At 37.7% G+C, this 20,452-nt stretch carries 24 protein-coding genes; 14 read left to right on the top strand and 10 right to left on the bottom strand.

The window, feature by feature from the left end; translation table 11 throughout:
• Positions 1–114: 114 nt before the first annotated feature.
• A complete protein-coding gene (locus tag LG329_RS09340; RefSeq protein WP_404450550.1) occupies positions 115–1,101 on the bottom strand; it encodes an ABC transporter substrate-binding protein in 987 nt (328 codons plus the stop codon).
• 229 nt (positions 1,102–1,330) lie between these two features.
• Here LG329_RS09340 and LG329_RS09335 point away from each other — a divergent pair, with 229 nt between their 5' ends.
• Both LG329_RS09335 and LG329_RS09330 read left to right on the top strand, forming a co-directional pair.
• A complete protein-coding gene (locus LG329_RS09335; protein WP_404450549.1) occupies positions 1,331–1,483 on the top strand; it encodes a hypothetical protein in 153 nt (50 codons plus the stop codon).
• A 156-nt stretch (positions 1,484–1,639) separates the two neighbouring features.
• Positions 1,640–2,449 (top strand): YihY/virulence factor BrkB family protein, encoded by an 810-nt coding sequence (locus tag LG329_RS09330; protein WP_404450548.1) that lies wholly within the window; start codon positions 1,640–1,642, stop codon positions 2,447–2,449.
• Positions 2,450–2,523: 74 nt separating this feature from the next.
• Here the strand turns inward: LG329_RS09330 and LG329_RS09325 are convergent, their stop codons facing one another.
• A complete protein-coding gene (locus LG329_RS09325) occupies positions 2,524–3,099 on the bottom strand; it encodes a DUF899 family protein (protein ID WP_404450547.1) in 576 nt (191 codons plus the stop codon).
• 240 nt (positions 3,100–3,339) lie between these two features.
• Here LG329_RS09325 and LG329_RS09320 point away from each other — a divergent pair, with 240 nt between their 5' ends.
• Together LG329_RS09320 and LG329_RS09315 are read left to right on the top strand one after the other, a co-directional pair.
• Complete coding sequence (locus LG329_RS09320; RefSeq protein ID WP_404456515.1) at positions 3,340–4,095, top strand: ABC transporter ATP-binding protein; 756 nt, start codon at positions 3,340–3,342, stop codon at positions 4,093–4,095.
• Positions 4,088–5,719: a hypothetical protein gene (locus tag LG329_RS09315; RefSeq protein ID WP_404450546.1), complete on the top strand. Its 1,632-nt coding sequence runs from the start codon at positions 4,088–4,090 to the stop codon at positions 5,717–5,719. The genes LG329_RS09320 and LG329_RS09315 overlap by 8 nt, the downstream gene beginning before the upstream one ends.
• A 47-nt stretch (positions 5,720–5,766) precedes the next feature.
• Here LG329_RS09315 and LG329_RS09310 read toward each other — a convergent pair whose 3' ends face one another.
• Positions 5,767–6,042, bottom strand: a complete 276-nt coding sequence (locus LG329_RS09310; protein WP_404450545.1) for a phospholipase — start codon at positions 6,040–6,042, stop codon at positions 5,767–5,769.
• A 101-nt stretch (positions 6,043–6,143) separates the two neighbouring features.
• Between LG329_RS09310 and LG329_RS09305 the strand changes: the two genes are divergently transcribed.
• A complete protein-coding gene (locus tag LG329_RS09305; RefSeq protein ID WP_404450544.1) occupies positions 6,144–6,470 on the top strand; it encodes an MGMT family protein in 327 nt (108 codons plus the stop codon).
• 618 nt (positions 6,471–7,088) lie between these two features.
• Here LG329_RS09305 and LG329_RS09300 read toward each other — a convergent pair.
• Both LG329_RS09300 and LG329_RS09295 read right to left on the bottom strand, forming a co-directional pair.
• Complete coding sequence (locus LG329_RS09300) at positions 7,089–8,147, bottom strand: NAD(P)/FAD-dependent oxidoreductase (protein ID WP_404450543.1); 1,059 nt, start codon at positions 8,145–8,147, stop codon at positions 7,089–7,091.
• Between the two features lie 97 nt (positions 8,148–8,244).
• Positions 8,245–9,222: an NAD(P)H-quinone oxidoreductase gene (locus LG329_RS09295; protein ID WP_404450542.1), complete on the bottom strand. Its 978-nt coding sequence runs from the start codon at positions 9,220–9,222 to the stop codon at positions 8,245–8,247.
• A 174-nt stretch (positions 9,223–9,396) separates the two neighbouring features.
• On the opposite strand from LG329_RS09295, the gene LG329_RS09290 reads away from it, so the two are divergent.
• The 4 genes from LG329_RS09290 to LG329_RS09275 all read left to right on the top strand — a co-directional run bounded on the left by LG329_RS09290 (position 9,397) and on the right by LG329_RS09275 (position 12,899).
• The gene (locus tag LG329_RS09290) at positions 9,397–9,879 is read left to right on the top strand and encodes a PaaI family thioesterase (protein WP_404450541.1); all 483 of its coding nucleotides are present in this window, start codon (positions 9,397–9,399) and stop codon (positions 9,877–9,879) included.
• A gap of 153 nt (positions 9,880–10,032) precedes the next feature.
• The gene (locus LG329_RS09285; RefSeq protein ID WP_404450540.1) at positions 10,033–11,085 is read left to right on the top strand and encodes a fatty acid desaturase; all 1,053 of its coding nucleotides are present in this window, start codon (positions 10,033–10,035) and stop codon (positions 11,083–11,085) included.
• An 81-nt stretch (positions 11,086–11,166) separates the two neighbouring features.
• On the top strand, positions 11,167–12,303 hold the full coding sequence (locus LG329_RS09280) for a histidine kinase (RefSeq protein ID WP_404450539.1): 1,137 nt from the start codon (positions 11,167–11,169) through the stop codon (positions 12,301–12,303).
• Positions 12,300–12,899: a response regulator gene (locus tag LG329_RS09275; RefSeq protein WP_404450537.1), complete on the top strand. Its 600-nt coding sequence runs from the start codon at positions 12,300–12,302 to the stop codon at positions 12,897–12,899. The genes LG329_RS09280 and LG329_RS09275 overlap by 4 nt, the downstream gene beginning before the upstream one ends.
• 472 nt (positions 12,900–13,371) lie before the next feature.
• Here the strand turns inward: LG329_RS09275 and LG329_RS09270 are convergent, their stop codons facing one another.
• The 5 genes from LG329_RS09270 to LG329_RS09250 form a co-directional block, all read right to left on the bottom strand.
• Positions 13,372–14,388 carry an LLM class flavin-dependent oxidoreductase gene (locus LG329_RS09270; protein WP_404456512.1) on the bottom strand — a complete coding sequence of 339 codons (1,017 nt, stop codon included), beginning with the start codon at positions 14,386–14,388 and terminating at the stop codon, positions 13,372–13,374.
• 80 nt (positions 14,389–14,468) lie between these two features.
• Positions 14,469–14,687 carry a hypothetical protein gene (locus tag LG329_RS09265; RefSeq protein WP_404456344.1) on the bottom strand — a complete coding sequence of 73 codons (219 nt, stop codon included), beginning with the start codon at positions 14,685–14,687 and terminating at the stop codon, positions 14,469–14,471.
• A 68-nt stretch (positions 14,688–14,755) separates the two neighbouring features.
• Positions 14,756–15,247, bottom strand: coding sequence for a hypothetical protein (locus tag LG329_RS09260; protein ID WP_404456341.1), 492 nt, complete (start codon positions 15,245–15,247; stop codon positions 14,756–14,758).
• A 147-nt stretch (positions 15,248–15,394) separates the two neighbouring features.
• Positions 15,395–16,081 (bottom strand): response regulator transcription factor, encoded by a 687-nt coding sequence (locus LG329_RS09255; protein WP_404456338.1) that lies wholly within the window; start codon positions 16,079–16,081, stop codon positions 15,395–15,397.
• Positions 16,074–17,519, bottom strand: a complete 1,446-nt coding sequence (locus LG329_RS09250) for an ATP-binding protein (protein WP_404456335.1) — start codon at positions 17,517–17,519, stop codon at positions 16,074–16,076. The genes LG329_RS09255 and LG329_RS09250 overlap by 8 nt, the downstream gene beginning before the upstream one ends.
• Before the next feature lie 271 nt (positions 17,520–17,790).
• On the opposite strand from LG329_RS09250, the gene LG329_RS09245 reads away from it, so the two are divergent.
• From LG329_RS09245 to LG329_RS09225, 5 genes are all read left to right on the top strand, one after another.
• Positions 17,791–18,183 carry a c-type cytochrome gene (locus tag LG329_RS09245; RefSeq protein ID WP_404456332.1) on the top strand — a complete coding sequence of 131 codons (393 nt, stop codon included), beginning with the start codon at positions 17,791–17,793 and terminating at the stop codon, positions 18,181–18,183.
• Positions 18,184–18,445: 262 nt separating this feature from the next.
• Positions 18,446–19,105, top strand: a complete 660-nt coding sequence (gene wrbA / locus LG329_RS09240; protein ID WP_404456329.1) for an NAD(P)H:quinone oxidoreductase — start codon at positions 18,446–18,448, stop codon at positions 19,103–19,105.
• 141 nt (positions 19,106–19,246) lie between these two features.
• A complete protein-coding gene (locus tag LG329_RS09235; RefSeq protein WP_404456326.1) occupies positions 19,247–19,789 on the top strand; it encodes a DUF6773 family protein in 543 nt (180 codons plus the stop codon).
• Positions 19,776–19,970 (top strand): helix-turn-helix transcriptional regulator, encoded by a 195-nt coding sequence (locus LG329_RS09230; RefSeq protein ID WP_404456324.1) that lies wholly within the window; start codon positions 19,776–19,778, stop codon positions 19,968–19,970. Before LG329_RS09235 ends, LG329_RS09230 begins: the two co-directional genes overlap by 14 nt.
• 27 nt (positions 19,971–19,997) lie before the next feature.
• Positions 19,998–20,354 (top strand): hypothetical protein, encoded by a 357-nt coding sequence (locus tag LG329_RS09225; protein ID WP_404456321.1) that lies wholly within the window; start codon positions 19,998–20,000, stop codon positions 20,352–20,354.
• Positions 20,355–20,452: the final 98 nt, after the last annotated feature.

Genomic DNA, 20,452 nt, shown 5'->3' with positions numbered 1-20,452 from the left:
TCTTCTTACTTATAGGTTTCCCTAATTGTAATGTACCAATCTATTGTTCACAAAAAAAGAAATCATCTAATTCCGATTGGGAAGGATGATTTCTTTCTGGTCATTATTTGAGTTTTATTTATTATTAACCAAAGCATCTGCAAATTCCACCGACAATCTTTTAGCTGACAGCGGTCCTGCAAAGGTTCCCATATCACCTGGTAGCTTATATGTATGGTTTTCTTTTACAAAATTTAGGTTGGTCCAAGCTGGATTATCAGCCAGCTGTTCACTGAAAATAGTATCGTCCTCTTGAACTAAATAAAAGAAATGATTGTCTTGGTAATTTTGCAACGCTTCAACTGAAACGGATAGGAAACCATAAATTTCTGGTTTATCAGATGTGACAGCGTTATTGACTCCCATTTTCTCTAGCACTCCAGCAACTACGGAATTATCCGTGAATAAGCGTAATACTGGTGCGTTTTGTGATGTGAAAGCCTGCGTAACAACAGCATCTAAATTTTTATATCCTGCATCTGCAATTCGCTGTCCCTGCTCTTTAAATGTTTTTTCAAGTTGTTGCTCCACTTCATCAGCTTTCGCTTGTTTGTCGAAAATTTTTGCAATGGTATGAAATTCATCTAACATGTGCTGGTATTGGTTTTTAGCTCCTTCCTGAGAATACGGTGCAAACATGACAGTAGGGGCAATATCCTGTAATTGTTTTATAATTCCTTCATGACGGTATTTGACTCCAATAATTAAATCGGGATTTAGACGAGATATAGCTTCTAAGTTAGGTTCAGCACGGGTACCTACATCTTTAACAGACTCACTTAATGGATCTCCAACATTTATCCATTTGTTATATCCTTCAACATCTGACACGCCGATTGGTTGAATTCCCAGGGGCAAAAGATGTTCAACATACGTCCATTCTAATACGACAACCTTTTTTGGAGTCCCTTCGATTTTCACTTCTTGGATTCCATCTTCAATTGTTACTGTCCGTAGATCTGCTGCGTTTTCCTTTGTTGAATCAGAGTCCTCTTGAGCGGATTTTTCACCGCATGCAGTTAGAAAAAGCAATATAAGTACAAATAGCGTAACCTTTTTCATAAAAACAACCTTCCTTTGGGAGATTTTTTTTGTAGTGAAAAACCCTTAATTGATAAGGATTATCATTATCAATTAAATAGTACCAAGTAGTTCTAAGGAAGTCAATGAGAATTTGATATAATCCTTGATGCCTGACACTGCTTGGTTTTTTTCAAAAATAGCGGTATGAATAAATATGACCCAAATCCAAAAACTAAAGCAATCTTGTTTATTGGAAAGGGGTAATGAAATGGTCAATAAGGAAAAGGAATTTAATAATCAATTTAAAGAAAACGAGAATAGTGGGGAGCATCGGAACGGGCGTAAAGCTCAGTTTAAGAATTATAATGCAAATGCTGGTGAAGCACCGAACGAATATCGAAGCAAGAAGGATAAATCATAATTAATTTTGCTAAACAGGACTTGTCATAGTGGCAGGTCCTGTTTTGTCTAAAAAGTTTTGAACGAAATTAAATTTTAGAGATAAGTAACGACTTTAAACATAGTATTATTCTGAAAGGACAGAACAAGCCAAATGGAGGGAAAGGAGGATTCATCAGTGAGACTTTTAAAAAGTACTAAGCAAATCCTTATACGATTTTTTGCAGAACGTTTTTATGATCAGTCCGCGCAAATGGCTTACTATTTCATGCTATCCTTATTTCCTTTCTTTATTTTCGTTTTTACACTTATTGGTTTTCTGCCCGTAAAATTAGAAAACATTTTAGTGTTGATAGAACCTTTTGCTCCGAGAGACACGTACAGGGTAATCAGTAGTACCTTGGAAAGCATTTTGGATAAAGGACAAGGTCAGTGGCTGTCTTTTAGTGTGATAGCGGCATTTTGGCTGGCATCTATGGCAGTACAATCACTGGTTCGTTCATTAAATAAAGCATATAAAATTAGGCGGGAATCTTTCTTTCTACATGGAATTATAAACGATTTACTACTCACATTTGGATTTATGATGCTTTTGTCATTATCCTTGCTGGTTCCAATTGTTGAGGATATTGTGCGTACGTTTGTCTTGCCTAGGATTAAAGTGCATGCTTCATTTTTTGATTTATGGTTTATTGCTAAATGGGGTATTGGTACCATTTTTTTATACTTTTTCTTTTTACTATTATATAAGGTTGTACCGAGTATCAGGTTGCCTTGGAGGATGGTTTTTCCTGGTGCGATTTTTGCAACAATCGGTTGGCAAGTCGTTTCAATCGGCTTTTCAAACTATGTCAGTATAAGCGACTACTCCATATTTTATGGGCAGCTATGGAACATGGTCGTTTTAATGATATGGTTCTATCTGACAGCGGTTGTTCTACTGGTAGGAGGATTGATTAATGCGGCAGTCTATAGACGCGAGCCATAATCAAGTCGAGAGAGGTAAGTTTAAGATGTGAAAATAGCCCACTGAATTAAGTCTTCAGCGGGCTATTCCTATTCTTAATAATTTTTCTTGGGATGCCAGTTCGTTTGTTCTTCCGGTAACATTCGAACGAAGGACCACATGCCACAGAAATCATCTCCAGGACCGAAACTTGCCTTGGTATATTGGAAAATCGTTCCGTCATCCTTCTTTTTCAAAATAGATACACCTGGATGTGGGGAGGCTTGCTTTGGCTCAAATCCAAGTGTTTTTTTGAATTCAGCTCCCGCTGTAGAAACCAAGTTAAAATTCCAATTCCTGCCCTCAGCAAAATCGCGCATCGTTTCAGGCTCGTCGGATGATGCCAAAATTACAGGTGCAATACTTTCAAGATGATGTAGAATTCCGTTAATCTCGTAAGCCCACAATGTACAGTAACTGCAGGAACTACCCATATTTTGAATGACAAATAGCGTGTCACTGTCTCTGAATAATTCTGAAAGGGCTATTTTTTTCCCATTCTTATCACGTAATTCGTAATCGGTTATGACAAGTTTTTCTTCATCTCTTCGTAGTACTGCCAATTCCTCTTTTTTCTTGGAAATCTCTTGTTCCAATGCATAGATCTTATCTGCAACAGCTTGTTCGGACATTGTTTACACCCTTCCTGGAAATAATTATATTACCTACCTATTCCCTATTCGATATTAAGTGAAAATTTCCTTCTTTATCTACTACCGGGTATTTTTATCGACAAAAATCGACAAAAACCGGGAAGTGACAGGCGCCACCAAACCCGGCCGGTAGTATGTTAGAATAGTTATACTATTATGTTTAAAGGATGATTATGATTGGGAAATGCAGAAAAGGTATTGTCGCTTACTGATTTAACCATGCACCTTGGTGGAAAACGGGTGTTAAATGAGGTTAATTTAGATGTGTACCAGGGACAAGTGATAGGCTACATTGGTCCGAACGGCGCCGGTAAGAGTACGACAGTAAAAATAATGCTAGGATTAATTGAAGATTATATGGGGAAGGTTGAAATCTTCGGACAGGACATAGCTTCTGGTGATCATACATATAAACGAAAGATTGGCTATGTTCCAGAGAATGCAGATATTTATGATAATCTCACCGCGAGTGAATACTTAACGTTCATTGGCGAGTTATACGGATTGGGTAAGGTGGAAGCGGGCTTGAAAGCCAGAAAATTAATGAATGAATTTGGGATGGATAATGTGTTCCATACACGAATTTCTTCTTTCTCTAAAGGAATGAAGCAAAAAGTTTTAATCATTTCGAGCCTGTTGCACGATCCTGACTTATTATTTTTCGATGAACCGTTAAATGGTTTGGATGCAAATAGTGTAATGATTATTAAAGAAATTCTTGCGCAGCTGGCTGCACAGGGTAAAACTATCTTCTATTCCTCGCACATTATGGATGTTGTGGAGAAAATCAGCAATCGTATTGTGTTATTGGTTGATGGAAAGATCGCTGCTGATGGAACTTTTGAAGAATTAAGAGAGCAAAGTAAGGAAGGTACACTAGAAGAAATATTTAACCAACTCACAGGGTTTGATGAGCATAAGGGTATTGCAGGGAATTTTGTAGGAATTGTCAGTGAGGGGAAAGAAAATGAATGATTTCCGATCACTAAAGTTTCTTGATACATGTAAATTTTTATTTAAAATGCTTCGAATTGATTATGATGTTATGCGAAAGATCCTTCAGTTGAAGTTAACAATGGATCAAAGACGTGTACCTACTATCCTTAATATGAATGCCTCGAAAAAGAAAGAAGGAAATCAGTTTCTGAAATCGCTTGGGTTGTATGGACTTTATGGTCTCATTCTCATTCCGTTTATTTTTCTAGGTGATAATTATATGTTACAAATGAGCCTTACTTTTGGAGTAATAATGTTTCTCCTGATGACTTCTATGATTTCAGATTTTTCATCCGTGCTTTTAGATGTTAGGGATAAAAATATATTAAGTACGAAACCTGTAAGTAAGAAAACAATTAGTGCAGCAAAAATGGTTCATGTCAGTATTTATATGTCTTTATTGACAGGGGCGTTTGTTGCGATTCCATTTATCGTTATGATAATCAACAAAGGTATTGTTTTTTCACTGCTTTTTTTAGGGGTTTTAATATTTAATGTTCTATTTATCATTGCGCTCACAGCACTAATATATATCGTTACATTGCAGTTTTTTAATGGGGAAAGATTGAAGGATATTATCAATTATGTCCAAATCCTTTTATCTGTGGGTATAATTGTCGGCTATCAACTGTTAATAAGGTCTTTCGAAATTGTAGATCTAACTGTTTCTTATACATTCAGCTGGTGGCACGCTTTCATACCACCGATTTGGTTCGCGGCGCCATTTGAATGGTTGCTTAATCAGAATATGTCCAGCGAGATAATATATTTGGCAATGGCGGCTTTGTTAATACCGGTTATTTCTATTATCATTTATTATCGTTTAATGCCTTCTTTTGAACGTAATTTAGAAAAACTAATTGGTGATTCTGGGGAAAACAAAAAGAAATTGTATGTGCTTGATTTTCTATGGGCACGATTAGTTTGCTTTAATAGGGAAGAGCGAGTGTTCTTTCGCCTTGCATCACTGATGATGAAAAAAGAAAGAGAATTTAAATTGAAAGTTTATCCTTCGCTTGGATTTGCGCTTGTTTTTCCGTTTCTTTTTTTACTTAATGGTTTAAGCGATGGCTCGTTGTCTGATATTGGGCAGGGTAACATGTATTTAACCATATATTTTAGTAGTATCATGATTCCGGCAGTGATTCATATGCTGAAATTCTCGGAGAACTATAAAGGAAGCTGGGTTTTTCGCGCAACACCAATTGAGGATCTGGGATCCCTTCACCGCGGTACAATAAAAGCATATCTAGTAAAGCTTTATTTGCCTGTTTTTATAGTATTAAGTGCGGCGTTTATTTGGATTTTTTCTGTAAGAATTGTACCTGACTTGATTGTTGTGTTTTTGGCAGGATGTCTGCTGATTATTATTTCATATAGGTTACTGAATGGTGAAACTTATCCTTTTACCCAATCATTTGAGTTCGCACAGGATATGAATACAGGTTTAAATATTTTACTTACATTGGTATCTGGGGTTTTCGCACTCATTCACTTTTTCGTATTATCGTATAGCTATGGAGTTTATTTGTATCTAGTTGTTTTATTAATCGCAACGATCGTTAGCTGGTTGAAGTTCTTTCCTAAAGCTAGAGTTTTATAAAAGGAAATGCCAAATTAACAAGGATACCAAGACAATACGGTATCCTATTAAAAACCACACGTGAAAAATGATTGAGCCTTCATATAGTTATAGATGACGTTGGCTTGTCGCCCTTCTCTTGTATGAGGATTCCGACAGGCATGTAATCTACGTAAAAATTCTTTATCACATTCACAACGCGAGTCATGCCAACGATAACATTCGTCATGCGCTTTGCATGCTGCGTCGACTTTGTTAATTGGTGCGCCAGGTCCACTACATCCAGGTCCGCACCAATTGTAACCAGGAAATATACAAAACCTTGGAAATGATCTATTTGTCATGACACTTCCTCCTCACAATTACATTTGAATACTACATAATATGCGAGGTGTGTCTATTCGTTTTGTGTATTTACCTATGAAAATGAGAAAGGGGCAACATTATGAAGCCATTCACTGCTAATGTGATTGATATTTTAAAGCAAATACCAGTGGGAAAGGTTATGACATATGGTCAGGTTGCAAAGTTTGCCGGGAGTCCACGAGGGGCAAGACAAGTTGTTCGAATTCTCCACTCGATGAGTCGAAAATATGATTTACCTTGGCATCGTGTCGTAAACATTAAAGGTCAGATTGCCTTGAAAAGTGATGAAGGTGTCTGGACACAAAAAAACTTGCTTGAGGATGAGGGAATTGATGTTAGTGAGGATGGTCGAGTCGATTTGGAAAACTATCAATACCAAGCAGAATCTTTTATAGATGAGCTTTAAAATATCTTGGGATTAGTAGGAATTAATTATAATAGCCTTTGCAATCCCTGTGGTGGAGAAGCAAAGGCTACTAAAGAAAAGACTCTTTTCGTACGAATTGTTGCTTTTCATCTTCATAGTTGATATAAAATGCGACGTAAACTTAAGTTTATTTCCAAAGACATATGCTATTGCTACCGTCCAGGATCGCTCCGGGCGGATGCTTTCCGCGGGCACGGCCTCAGCCTCCTCGAGAAAACCACTCTGCGGGGTCTTCGGACACGTGCTGTTCCCGCAGGAGTCACCGCCCTTCGCTCACCTGGACTGGTAAATCTATTTACGTAAGAATTCTTTGTCATTTCTTTTAACTAATGAATGCTGTTATTGGCAAATATTATATCAGCAGCCCGTATACACGTAGACTCCTGCGGGAGGACAGGCATCGGTGAGACTACGCCGTGCGTTAGCACAAGGAGGCTCACCAGCCGCCCGCGGAAAGCGAAGTGTATACGGGCTGCGGCTGCCTTAGTAACTTGTTTCCATTATCAGTAAAACAGATCTAACATAGATAGAAGTTATGTCGCATTTTATATCTATTCTCTCAAAAGCAACAATCTTTACGAAAACAGCCAATGAAAATTAGTGACGTTTATTTAACCATAGTACACCAGACTTTGCGATCCTAGGTATAAATCCAGTTGTTGCTTTTTGGAACATGTTACCAAATCCATCTGATTTACCAAGTGAACCAAGTGTACCTTTTAGTTTTATTTCTTTAGCTTGTTGTGGAACTTCTCCTTTGAATACGGAAGTTAATATCTCGGAAATTTGTTCTCCTTGCTCCCTTGCCAATTGTGCGCTTGGAGAATGAGCAGAAGAAGCGCAATCGCCGACTACATACACATTAAGATGTGATGGAACTTGATAGAAATAGTTCAATACAATTTTTCCTTGTACATCTTTTTCAAAAGGTAGTTCTCTTACTAAATAATTCGGTTGAACTCCCGCTGTCCAAATGGTGACATCATTAACATAGCAGACACCATTGTTACAGACGCCGTCTTTTTCCACATATTCAACATTCGCATTATGGATGACTTCCACGTCATTTTTTACGAACCAATCTTCCACATATTCTTGAATTTTAGAGTTAAATGGTTTTAATACCGTCTCTCCTCGATCAAGTAGTCGGATATTCAAATCGGGTCTACTCTCCCGGATTTCAGAAGCGACTTCAATGCCGCTTAAGCCCGCCCCTACAACTGTAACTTTTCCAAACGCCTTCAAATTTCCAACCTCAAGTCCAGCACGTCGAGATTTAGCAAATGTTTGAACACTTTGGGTGAATTCATTTGCTCCTGGAACCCCGTGATAATTATCCTCACAACCTAGTCCAATAACTAAGTAATCATAGGGTACAGTATTGCTTTTGTCATGGAAGGAAATTTGTTGATTTTCGGTATCAATTTGTGCAACTTCTCCAAATTCATAATCCACCTGATCATGGGTTGGAAAATCAACACGGACATTTCTGTCAGAAGTTGTACCTGCAGCAATTGCATAATACTCCGTTTTTAAGGAGTGATAGGGATTTCGATCGATAAGCGTAATGCGTACATCATCAGGCAGCTTGTCCAATAGATTTGATAAAATTAACATCCCACCATATCCGCCACCTAAAATGACTAGTCGTTTCATGTAAAAAACCTCATCTCTGTTAGTTAATGCTTCTACCATAAGATTACCAAAAATAAATGAATAACACTAGAATAATCAAGCGTTAATACCGAAGCATTTAATCTACCTTTAAAATAATCTTCCCGATATTTTTATTGCCTTCCATATGTTTATGAGCTTTTTGTACTTCTTCGAAAGAGAATACCCGGTCAATTACTGGTTTTATCTCCTTATTGTCAAATAGGGGAAGGGCTTTATGTACGAAATCATGAGTAAGATTTGCTTTATATTGATCACTTCTCGGTGTAAGCAAAGTACCTTTTAATTGGACGCGCTTTGCCATCAGTTCCATTAGGTTTATTTTTTCAAGTTGTGCACCACCTAAAAGGCCAATCAAAATCCACCTGCCATCTATCTTCAGACTAGCTAAGTTTTTCTTCCAATACGAAGCACCGATGAAGTCAAGAATCAAATCGACACCTTGATCATTTGTTGCTTTTAAAACTTCCTTCTCGAAACTCTGTTCTTTGTAGTTAATACAATGATCTGCGCCTAGCGAACGACAATAATTCAGTTTTTTGCTGGAACCCGCTGTTGTAATTACATTTGCATTCGCAAATTGCTTGGCAAGTTGAATTGCTGCAGTACCAACACCGCTACCTCCAGCGTGAATCAGTACGGTTTCATTTGATTGTAATTCACCTAACCAGAATAAGGTTTGAAATGCTGTCAGGAAAACTTCTGGAATGGCAACACCTTCTTCAAATGAAAGGTTTTCAGGAATGATCATTGCTCTGTCAGCCGGCATTACAGCATATTCTGCATAGCCACCACCATTTACAAGTCCCATCACACGTGTACCGGGTTTGATGTTTGTACCTTGTCCGGTTTCTTCCACAACTCCTGATACTTCAACACCCAAAATTGGATTATCCAGATATCCAGACTTTCCCTCTCGGCTTACAATGTCAGTTCGATTTATTGCAGCTGCTTTTACGTTTATCAGTAATTCTCCTGCTTTTATGTCTGGCTTAGGTTGTTCCTTTATTTGTAATTGCTCTGCGCCACCTGGCTGTTCTACAACGATTGCTTTCATATTGTCACCTCATTGAGTAATTATTATTGTCTTAATTTTACTATTTCATTAGTCATTTTACATGAGTATTTCTATATAAACTAAAAATTTAATTGCAAAAAAATGTATAATAGAAAAAGCAGAGTAGTATGAAAAAATGATGCTAACCATTAATATCAAAAGGGAGGAAACATAATGACAGAAAAAACCGTTCACGCAGTTCAAGATGAGTATCCAGAAGATTTTGCCTGGTGTTATGGGTGTGGAAGGATGAATGAAAACGGTCATCACTTTCGCACGGGTTGGAAAGGTGATAAAACGATTACTACCTATAGACCTAAAGCTGAACATACAGCAATACCAGGTTTTGTTTATGGAGGTTTAATCGCATCATTAATTGATTGCCATGGAACAGGGTCAGCTTCTCTTGCATTACATCGGGAGAATGGGCATGAGCCTGGTGCGGGTGTTGAACCACCCCGTTTTGTGACGGGATCGTTGCATGTCGACTTTATGAAACCAACGCCACAAGACGTTCCACTAAATGCAATCGGGACAATTGAAAAGGTTCATCCTAAAAAGTGGAAAGTACATACAGAAGTATTTGCAGATGGTAAAATTTGTGCAAAAGGTGAAGTGATTGCCGTTGTAATGCCTGATACATTCGCAAAGAAATAGAAATCTGAGTAGCATATATGACACTTGTCATGTATGCTACTTGACGTTTATGACTTCTTTGGGACAACATCCTCTTTTATGATAGGAAATAGAATAAAGATAATTTTTATTCAAATAATAATAGAAATTTAATCCTTACCATAGGAGGATCTTATGAGTAAACAAAAACAAACACAATTAAGAAAAAATGTCGCACCATTCGCAACTGCGGATATGAAAGCAAGCATTAAACAATTAATTAATACATTACTGCCTTTTTTCATCCTTTGGTTCCTTGCATACCAAAGTTTGTCTATATCCATTTGGTTAACCCTTGCATTGGCAGTTGTTGCATCAGGGTTTGTCATACGAATCTTTATCATCTTCCATGATTGTACGCATATGTCTTTTTTCAAAAATAAAAAGGCGAATAGAATTGTTGGTACAATAACGGGAATCATCACTTTATTCCCTTTTGAAAAATGGAAAAGAGAGCATTCCATTCACCATGCCACAAGTAGTAACTTGGATAAACGCGGAACTGGCGATGTATGGGTTATGACGGTTGAAGAATATAAGGCTGCGTCATTTTGGGGCAGGTTATCCTATCGTATGTACCGTAACCCATTAGTTATGTTTGGACTCGGTCCGATTTATCTTTATTTAATTTCCGGACGTTTTAATCGAAAAGATGCTAAACGAAAGGAACGTATAAATACGCATTTAATCAATGTCTCTATTTTTGCTATATACGCATTATTGATTTGGACGATCGGATGGCAGGCGTTTCTAATTGTACATCTTCCAATATTATTTATTGCAGGTTCGCTAGGTATTTGGTTATTTTACGTACAGCATCAATTTGAAGATACCTATTTTGAAAATGAAGATGAGTGGGATTACGTCAAGGCAGCTGTGGACGGTAGCTCTTTTTATAAGTTACCGAAGATTCTGCAGTGGATGACTGGTAGTATTGGATATCACCATGTGCATCATCTAAGTCCAAGAGTCCCTAACTACAATTTGGAAAAGGCACATGAATCGACGCCACCATTACAAAAAGCAACTACGATTACGTTAGCTACTAGTTTGAAATCGATTAACTTCCGCTTGTGGGACGAGACAAGTAAATCGTTTAAAAGCTTTAAAGAAGTTAAAGGTATTTTGAAAGAGACTTCAGCAAGTGTGGATTTGAATACAAGAAGGTCAAGCTTTCAGGAAAAGTAAATAGGTATAGTTGGAAAGCCCTTCAGCTAGTCATGAAGGGTTTTCTTGATATACAATAAAGTTAGAAAAGGAGGGTTTTCGATGCAAAATTGGTATCATATAATTCCAAGAAACACGGGTCTTAGCTCCTATGCTTGGATTATTTTTTGTGTTCTCCCTTTCTATTTTATTTTCCATGGGTCATCAACAACTGAAATAATCATAGGTATTACGATGACCATATTATTTTTTGCTACGTACCGGTTATCGTTTTTATCAGAAGGCTGGCCAGTTTATTTATCGGTAAGTATAGAAATGACGATTAGCATTGTGATGACGTTATTTTTTGGATATGTTTATTTTTCACTTTTCTTAGCGTTCTATATTGGAAATATCCAAAATAAAATAGGATTTATAACTTTATATGCCGTCCATTTAGTAACGACAGTTGTAGCGGTCAGTATTGGATTTTTCATACAAAGTGAAGCATTTCTAATGCAGATTCCATTCATTATAATAAGTGTAATAGGTGTTATTTTGCTCCCATTTAATATGCATAATCGCATCAAGCAAGAAAAACTAGAGGGACAATTAAAGGACGCTAATAAACGAATCTCCCAGTTGGTCGTAATGGAAGAGCGTCAGCGAATTGCACGTGACTTACATGATACATTAGGACAAAAACTTTCACTCATCGGGTTGAAAAGTGATTTAGCTGGTAAATTAGTGAGTATAAAACCTGATGCTGCCAAAAAAGAAATTAACGATATTCATCAAACTGCCAGAACAGCATTAAATGAGGTTCGTGAAATGGTTTCAAATATGAGAGGTGCAAAGCTTGAAGATGAAATTGTACGCGTTGAACAAATTCTGGACGCAGCACAAATAGAGTTTAACCTGGAGGGTGACCTGACGTTAACAAACGTTCCTCTTTTGGTCGAAAATGTGTTGAGTATGAGTTTGAAAGAAGCTGTGACAAACGTTGTAAAACATAGTCAAGCAACCCTGTGTAATGTAGAGGTTAAACAATTACCAAAAGAATTGGTCATTACTGTACACGATAATGGAGTTGGAATTCCGAATGAAGTCGATTCGTATAAAGGCAATGGACTTCAAGGGATGAGAGAACGTTTAGAGTTTGTGAACGGCCGGTTAGATCTTGATTCATCTGACGGAACAACGCTTAAGATTCAAGTGCCACATGTGATTAAACATACGAAAGAGGAGGGGTTGTTATGATTCGCATAGTAATTGCTGAAGACCAGCAGATGTTGCTTGGTGCTCTTGGTTCTTTACTGGACTTAGAAGGGGACATGGAGGTGGTCGGGAAAGCAAGTAACGGTGAAGAGGTCTTAGCCTTGGTGAAACAGCACCAACCCGATATTTGTATGATGGATATTGAAATGCCATTGAAAAGTGGACTGGATGCTGCTGAAGAACTGAAGGATGACCCTTGTAAAGTCATTGTTTTAACCACATTTGCTCGAACTGGCTACTTTGAACGAGCACGTAAAGCGGATGTGAACGGATATTTGTTGAAGGATAGTCCAAGTGAGGATTTAGCGAACTCAATCCGAACCATCATGGATGGAAGGAAAATTTACGCCCCAGAATTAATTGATATGGCATACAGCACCGGTAGTCCCTTGACCGAACGAGAAGAACAGGTCATTAATTTAATTGCCAACGGGAAAAATACTAAAGAAATTGCAAGTCAGTTATTTATCACTACTGGTACCGTTCGTAATTACGTTTCAGTAATATTGGATAAGCTGGATGTGACAAACCGTATTGAAGCCATCTCCAGGTTCAAGGAAAAAGGGTGGTTTAAATGAATGCGACGACTCCAAAGAACTAAAACATAAGGTGCGAAGAAAAGTGGAAATATACGCTGGCTAGCTATTAGCTGGAACTGGAGGACATACGGTTCGTTATTTCTATTAAAACAGTGATTTTGGGAGGTATGCGGTCATACAATCTCTTATTTAACATATATCAAAGTAATATAGGGGTATTCCTTCCAAATAGGGAACCTGGTGTCCGTTTAACACCTTAATATTGGTTGTTTTCTATAAATAACGTGTCTGATGTCCCCGAAAGTAACTTTAGGTATTCTTTTATTCAAGGTCTTTCTTTTATGTATGCCAATTTGCATACGAAATTGTAGGTTCAAATTGGAGTGCAATTTTAATAGATATTAAACCGAAAATACTACTATACCAGCATAAAACGACCATCATTAGCATACAATGATGGTCATTTTACATTACAAATTTAATGTTTGCGATAGGTAACGGAACCGTTAATCTACTTCATCATGTCCGCAACAATTTCATAGGAGCGCAATCTTGCTTTTGGATCATAAATTTGTGTGTTTACGATGATTTCGTCTGCTTGTGTTTCTTCGATGAAACTTGCTAGTTTCTGTTTCACTGTTTCAGGTCCACCAACTATGGTGGTGCCAGAAGCAAGTGTTTTTTCAACTGCTGCTAGCTCAGCAGCAGAATATAATTCTTCAATGTTATCGATGGGTGGTTTCAACTTTGTTGGATCCCCTCTTCTTATGCCTAAAAATTGCTGTTGTTGAGAGGTAGCTAACCATTTAGCCTCGTCATCGGTATCTGCAGCAATGATATTTACTCCAAGCATTGCGTATGGTTCCTGGAGTGTGGTCGATGGTTTAAAGTTATCACGATAAAGGTTTAATGCTGGAATAGTATAGTCAGGTGCAAAGTGACTTGCGAACGAAAAAGGCAATCCCTTTTGTGCCGAAAGCTGAGCACTAAATCCACTTGAACCAAGAAGCCAGATTGGAATCTCAAGACCCTCACCGGGAACAGCGCGCACACGTGCATCAGGGCTGCCCTCAAAGTATTCCTGAAGTTCTTCTACCTGTGCCGGGAAATCATCAACGCGCATGTTTAATGTGCGACGTAGCGCATAAGCGGTTGCTTGATCACTTCCAGGAGCACGTCCAAGGCCAAGGTCGATTCGTCCTGAATACAACGTTTCGAGAGTACCGAATTGCTCAGCAATTACGAGCGTAGCATGGTTTGGCAGCATAACCCCACCTGATCCAACGCGGATCTCTTTTGTTGCACCGGCAATATGGCCAATGATGACTGAAGTTGCAGAACTAGCAATACCAGGCATGTTGTGATGTTCGGCTAGCCAGAAGCGGTTGAATCCCCAATTTTCAACGTGCTGTGCTAGTTCAACACTATTCTTAAATGACTGCCCTGGATTACTTCCCTCATTAATTGGGGCTAGGTCCAAGACTGATAAAGGTATATGGTTAAAACGTTTTGTTAAAGGCACATTTATCACTCCTATCTAATAAGAGATGATACGATGTTTATAAATAATCGTCCAACTATCGGCTTGAAGCTAACATATATTAAAACTTATTTTTCCAGTGTTTCTTTGATTTGATTATATTCTTCAATGTTAATTTCCCCAGAAGCCAGGCGATTCTCCAAGATGGAAAAGGCACTGTGTGGTTGTCGATTGACGTGATAACACATTCCGTGTCTGCGCCTCCACATAATGATAGATGAAATGAGTAAACCAACTAAAATGATGAAGAAAAAGAATCCAAATGGATGAAAATGTTCCCAGTACATACTAATCAACTCCTTAAGTAATTTTTTTACTTATCTTTGCGTTCCAAATGCAACGACAAGTGCTATTATCAAGGGGTAACAACGCGTCTTCCCCAAGGTTTAAATACGGAAATAGCAAACATGATTACCAGTGATAGTAATTGAATGATGATGCCCGTCCAAAGCTCTGCTTGCACAAGGAATATGTCCGTTCTTTCTCCGCCCATTTGTGTAAACGTCAAGGCTTGAAGAGTCCAAGTAAGCATCCCCCACAGGTTTAATCCGATTAACAGCACGGTGAGACCTTGCTTTGCTATAATCCAATAAAATTTGAATAAGCCCCATTTCGTCCAAACAGAAAGGAGTACTCCAGATACAGTAGCGCCAATTGTAGATGCTTTAATAGATGTCCCAGAAAGTAAATACATGATCTGGTAACTGGTTTCAATAAGTTTTCCATCGTCTGTAGTGGCCACAGTAATGCTTAAGATAAGAAATGTAACCATATTACCAAACATAATCGCTGCAAATAAGATATGAACGATCAGGAGCCATCTTTTTGGTGTGATGGAAAGTTTCATTTCCTTCACCTCCTTGTGCAAGTTATTGTTCTACTGTTCTAATGTACCAGCCACATCTAAACTTCTTCTAAAGCATTTATAAACAATTCATAAAGAATAAAAAAACCACTCAAACTGTTGCTGAAGTTTGAGTGGTTCGTATATTATTTACCCTTTGAAGCGGTAGCCTGCTCCCCAAATAGTTTCTATATATTGGGGGTTGGTTGTATCTTTTTCAATTTTTTTACGGATCTTTTTCACATGAACGGTTACAGTTGCAGTGTCACCCATGGAGTCGAGCCCCCAAATTTTTTCAAATAGATGTTCTTTACTGAAAACCTGGTTAGGGTGCATGGCGATAAATGTTAGTAAATTGAATTCCTTCGTTGTTAAAATAACTTCTTTTCCATTTATAAATACCTGTCTTGAAGACTTTTTAATGTGAAGTCCACGTATTTGAATTTCTTCAGCAGGAGTTTCCTTGTGAATTAACCGGTCATATCTGGCTAAATGAGCCTTTACCCGTGCTACTAGTTCACTTGGGCTGAATGGTTTGACGATATAATCATCAGCCCCCAGTCCAAACCCACGTACCTTGTCGATGTCTTCATTTTTGGCTGTGACCATTAGAATAGGGATATTGGTTTCATTTCGAATTTGTTTGCAAAGTTCAAATCCATTAACATTAGGAAGCATTAAATCAAGTAAAATTAAATTGTAGTTGTGACTCAAAGAGGCTTCAAGGCCACTATTGCCTTCTGAAGCTATCTCCACTTCAAAGCCTTCAATTTCAAGATAATCCCTTTCAAGTTCGGCAATACTCTGATCATCTTCAATTATTAATATTCTACACATGTTCATCACCTTTATCAGCTGGCTTTTTAAGTGTAAAGTAAATGCGCAATCCTTCACCCGGGGAACTAGCTGCCCAAATGGTACCACCGTGTGCTTCAATAATTTGGGCAGCTATGGCAAGACCAAGACCGCTTCCACCTGTGTTTCGTGAGGGATCTGACCGATAAAAGCGATTAAAAATGTCGGAAATCTCTTCGGAAGATACCCCTGGTCCATTGTCACTAATCATCACTTCAATCATCGATCCTGCATCTTTAAGTGACATTTCAATACAGCACTGGTCTTTATCCATATATTTTACACTATTATATATAATGTTGTTCATCACCCGTATTAGTTTATCTCTGTCCAATAGTACAATTGAATGACTATCAGTTGTATTTAAAACTAATTCAACATCCTTTTCATCTAAATCTGATCTAGCTTCCTCCAGGTAATCTTCCATGAATGCTTTGATGTTAACCTTTTCAAAATGGAAAGGCAGACTTTTAACTTCTAATTTCGAGTAAAGGGAGAGCTCGTTAATTAATCTGTCCATATATCCTGCTTTGGCATGAATAGTATCAAGATATCGTTTATGTTTTTCCGCTGTATTTGCGACCCCGTCTTGGATACCTTCTACATATCCAAGAATAGAAGTAATCGGCGTTTTTAAATCATGTGAAATATTTGCGATTAATTCCTTACGGTTATTCTCATATTTCTCCCTTAGTTCTGTCGATTCCTTCAGCCTTGCTCGCATATCATCAAAGGATTTAACTAACATGGCTAATTCATCCTTACCATCGCTGTAGACACTAAAGTCAAGGTTCCCTTCACTGATTTTAGCGGAAGCAACAGATAATTGATTTACTGGCTTTAATATCTTTTTCGACATGAAATAAGATAATAGCAAGTTCGTCAGCACAAGAATAAGCAGCAAACTGATAAATAAAATCGGGAAATATGTTCTTGCAAATTTCACAAAACCCGGAGCTTGATTTATTAATAAAATAGACCCTTTTGTACCATCATTAAAGAAAAAGTCATGCTGTCGTATCGAATATTGATCATGACCAAGCCATGCTACTGGATCATAGCCCTCATTTCCGAAAGCGGGAAGGGAATCACTTGATATATCCTGTAAATGTTTACCTGTGTATAAAACCTTATCCTTTTTTCTAATGATAAATCCGCTGTTTTCACCTTCTAATTTATTTGTTAATGTATCTAGGTATTCATGGTTAGATAATTTTTCCTGTTGTAGTGAAGCAATTTTAGTTAATTGCGTAAATAGTTCAGCATCTGATTCCTCAGTTGAATTCCATCCATTATGATCGAATCCGTTCGTACCACCGTTTAGAACTATATTTAATAAAATAATTAATAACACGAAGATAATAATTGGCATCAATACCATTGCGGCATTTGATAGAAAAAGACGTTTGCGGATTGACATACTATTCTCCTTTAGCAAGTTGTTATATATTCTATAGTTTAAATATAAACCCACAATCTAAACAGGTCATGAAAAAAGTATTAAATTTTAATAAACATTATTATTTGCACCTAATTGGCAAATCGACAAAAAGAAGAGTTGTCTGTGTCCAAAAACTGTCGGCAAAATATGAATATTTAATGACAAAACACAAATAATAGGTTTTACCATTGTTTATAAAGGTAACATTATAATAGGTATAGTTAACAAACAATAAATAGGAGATGAATTCATGCTAAAGAATAAAAAGCTTTTGGTTTCCTTACTGTTTCTGGCATTGGTAATGGTTATCTCTGCTTGTGGTGGCGGTGGAGATGAGGAAGGCACTGATACAGGCGGTGATACTGGTGGCGACAGCGGCGGCGAAACAACCATGCAAGGAGATGCTGCAAACGGTGCTGAGATCTATCAAAGTAACTGCATGTCCTGTCACGGGCAGGAAGGTGCTGGTGGAAGCGCACCAGGTCTACAAGGAAATGAAATGGCAAGTGATTACGATGCAGTAGTTGAGCAAGTAAAAAGTGGTGGCGGTGGAATGCCGGCATTTGAAGGCCAGCTTTCTGAACAGGAAATTGCAGACGTTTCTGCATATATTGCTGAGAAAGTAGCGGCAATGGGTAAATAATAACATAGCAATGGTTACCTAATAATCCAAGAAATCGAACGCCATAATGGTGTCCGTTTCTTGGGTTATTTTCATTTCTATACATGTTTTTTAGTATCTATCGGGTAATACAAAAAAATGCCATTTAGATCATTCGTCACAACTTACTTGACACCATAACATTATTTTAATATACTAACTTACGTTAAGTAACTTATTTAACACATTACTAATTGGGTTGATAATAAAGAACTAATTGGTAATAAATAAGAGGAGTGTAAACATGGGTTTTTTCAATACATTATTTGGTAACAAGAAGGAGACGGATACTATGTCGAATGTAAATTTAGCAGTGATCTATTATAGTTCAACAGGAACAAACCATCAGATGGCAAAATGGGCTGAGGAAGGTGCTAAAGCAGCTGGTGCAGAAGTTAAGGTGTTAAAGGTACCTGAACTTGCTCCAGAAGCAGCGATTGCATCTAATCCTGCCTGGAAGGCACACGTTGAAGCGACAAAAGATGTTCCCGAAGCAACATCTGATGATCTTGAGTGGGCTGATGCAATTATCTTTAGCATTCCAACTCGTTTTGGTAATATGCCATCACAAATGAAACAATTCCTTGATCTACAAGGCGGATTATGGGCAAGTGGAAAGACAGTTAACAAAGTAGTTAGTGGTATGACATCTGCCCAAAATCCACATGGTGGTCAGGAAGCTACATTATTAGCTCTATACACTTCCATGTTCCACTGGGGTGCAATTGTAGCAGCTCCTGGATATACTGATCCAGTATTATTCGGCGCTGGCGGAAACCCATACGGAACGAGTGTTTCAGTTGGACAGGATGGAAAAATGGTAGAAGATGTACAAGGTGCGGTCAAACATCAAGCTAAACGCACAGTTGAAGTTGCCACTATGGTGAAAAACGGAACGAAATAAGAATTATTCTTCAAAACCAGACCGATGCAGAGGATGCAGCGGTTTGGTTTTTTTATATTCCTTTATGTAATATATATATTGCAAAATGTAAGAAGTATTGTATAATATAAGAAAGTCTTACCTAATAAGGAGTTGATGAAAATGAATTTATTTGGTTTTACAAAAAAGGTAAACGATGAACGAATCACTCAAATTCAAAATAAGATTTATCGTGAAATGTACGTACTTGTTTCGGTCATTTGCGGTCTTTCAATTGCTGTTAAATCATTTTTATTAGGATTCGAAATAGAAATGATGGTAATCGAGTTAGTGATTTTATTTGCTCAAGGAGCTTACTATATCTTCCGTTCGAGTAGTTTAGGAATTTTTTCAGCCGAAGCTGAACTGCATGACAGGAACCAAAAAACTTCCTTATCCAAGAAAAATATAATTGGCGGTTTGGTAGCAGGGTTTGCTATCGCATTATTTTTTGGTATCAGAAGTGCAATTTTGTTTGCGGATACGGTGGGTACATCTATTACCTATTTCATTATGGTGTTTCTTGTTTCACTCGTGATTTATATTCCCTTTTTTGTTATCTTTCTTGGTGGAAGTTATGCTATTGCAAATAAACGAAGCCAAAAAGCTATAGAAAATGAACTAGGCAATGATGAGGAAAATGGTGACTGGAATGAAAAACATTAAAATGAAAATGGCGCGGGTCGAAAGGGATTTATCACAGGAGGAGCTGGCTAAATTGGTTGGAGTATCCAGGCAGACAATCGGACTGATAGAACTCGGTAAGTATAATCCAAGCCTTAGTCTATGTACTTCTATATGTAAAAACCTCTCCAAAACACTTGATGACTTGTTTGGGGAAGAATAAAAATTAATCAAAAATATGAGGTGTGTAATGAGGAACTTACAGGAATTCACCAAAGGATATCAAAAAGAATTAAACTTTCACATTAAAGAAGATTCTTATGAACGAAGCAAAGTGTCACTGTTAACCAACCACATGCTGCTGACAACGGAAGTAGCGGAAATTGCAGAATTATTACGGGAGCTTTGTGTGACAGCAGAGCAAAAAATGGAAGATGGAATTGATGAGGTCACTGCATTTAGGCAGGCTCAGGAACAGGTTTCAGTTGAAATGGGAAAGGAAGTCTCGGATTGTATTGCTTATCTGTGCAAGTTTGGAAATTTCTTCGAACGGGACATGGAAAAGGATTTTTATTCCAAAATGGATGAAGTGAAGAATAGAAAGTGAAGTGCGAGAAGCAGGTAGGGAATGATTTGGTTACTTCAAAAGATGGGCAATAAAGTCCCACCGCAGTAGAACGTATCCGTCTACAGACCGATTAAACG

Origin of the sequence: Virgibacillus necropolis (genome assembly GCF_044793635.1) — a bacterium.
GTDB lineage: Bacteria > Bacillota > Bacilli > Bacillales > Amphibacillaceae > Virgibacillus_F > Virgibacillus_F necropolis_A.
Note: the sequence above shows the minus strand (reverse complement) of the source record. Positions and strands in the feature narration are given on the sequence as shown.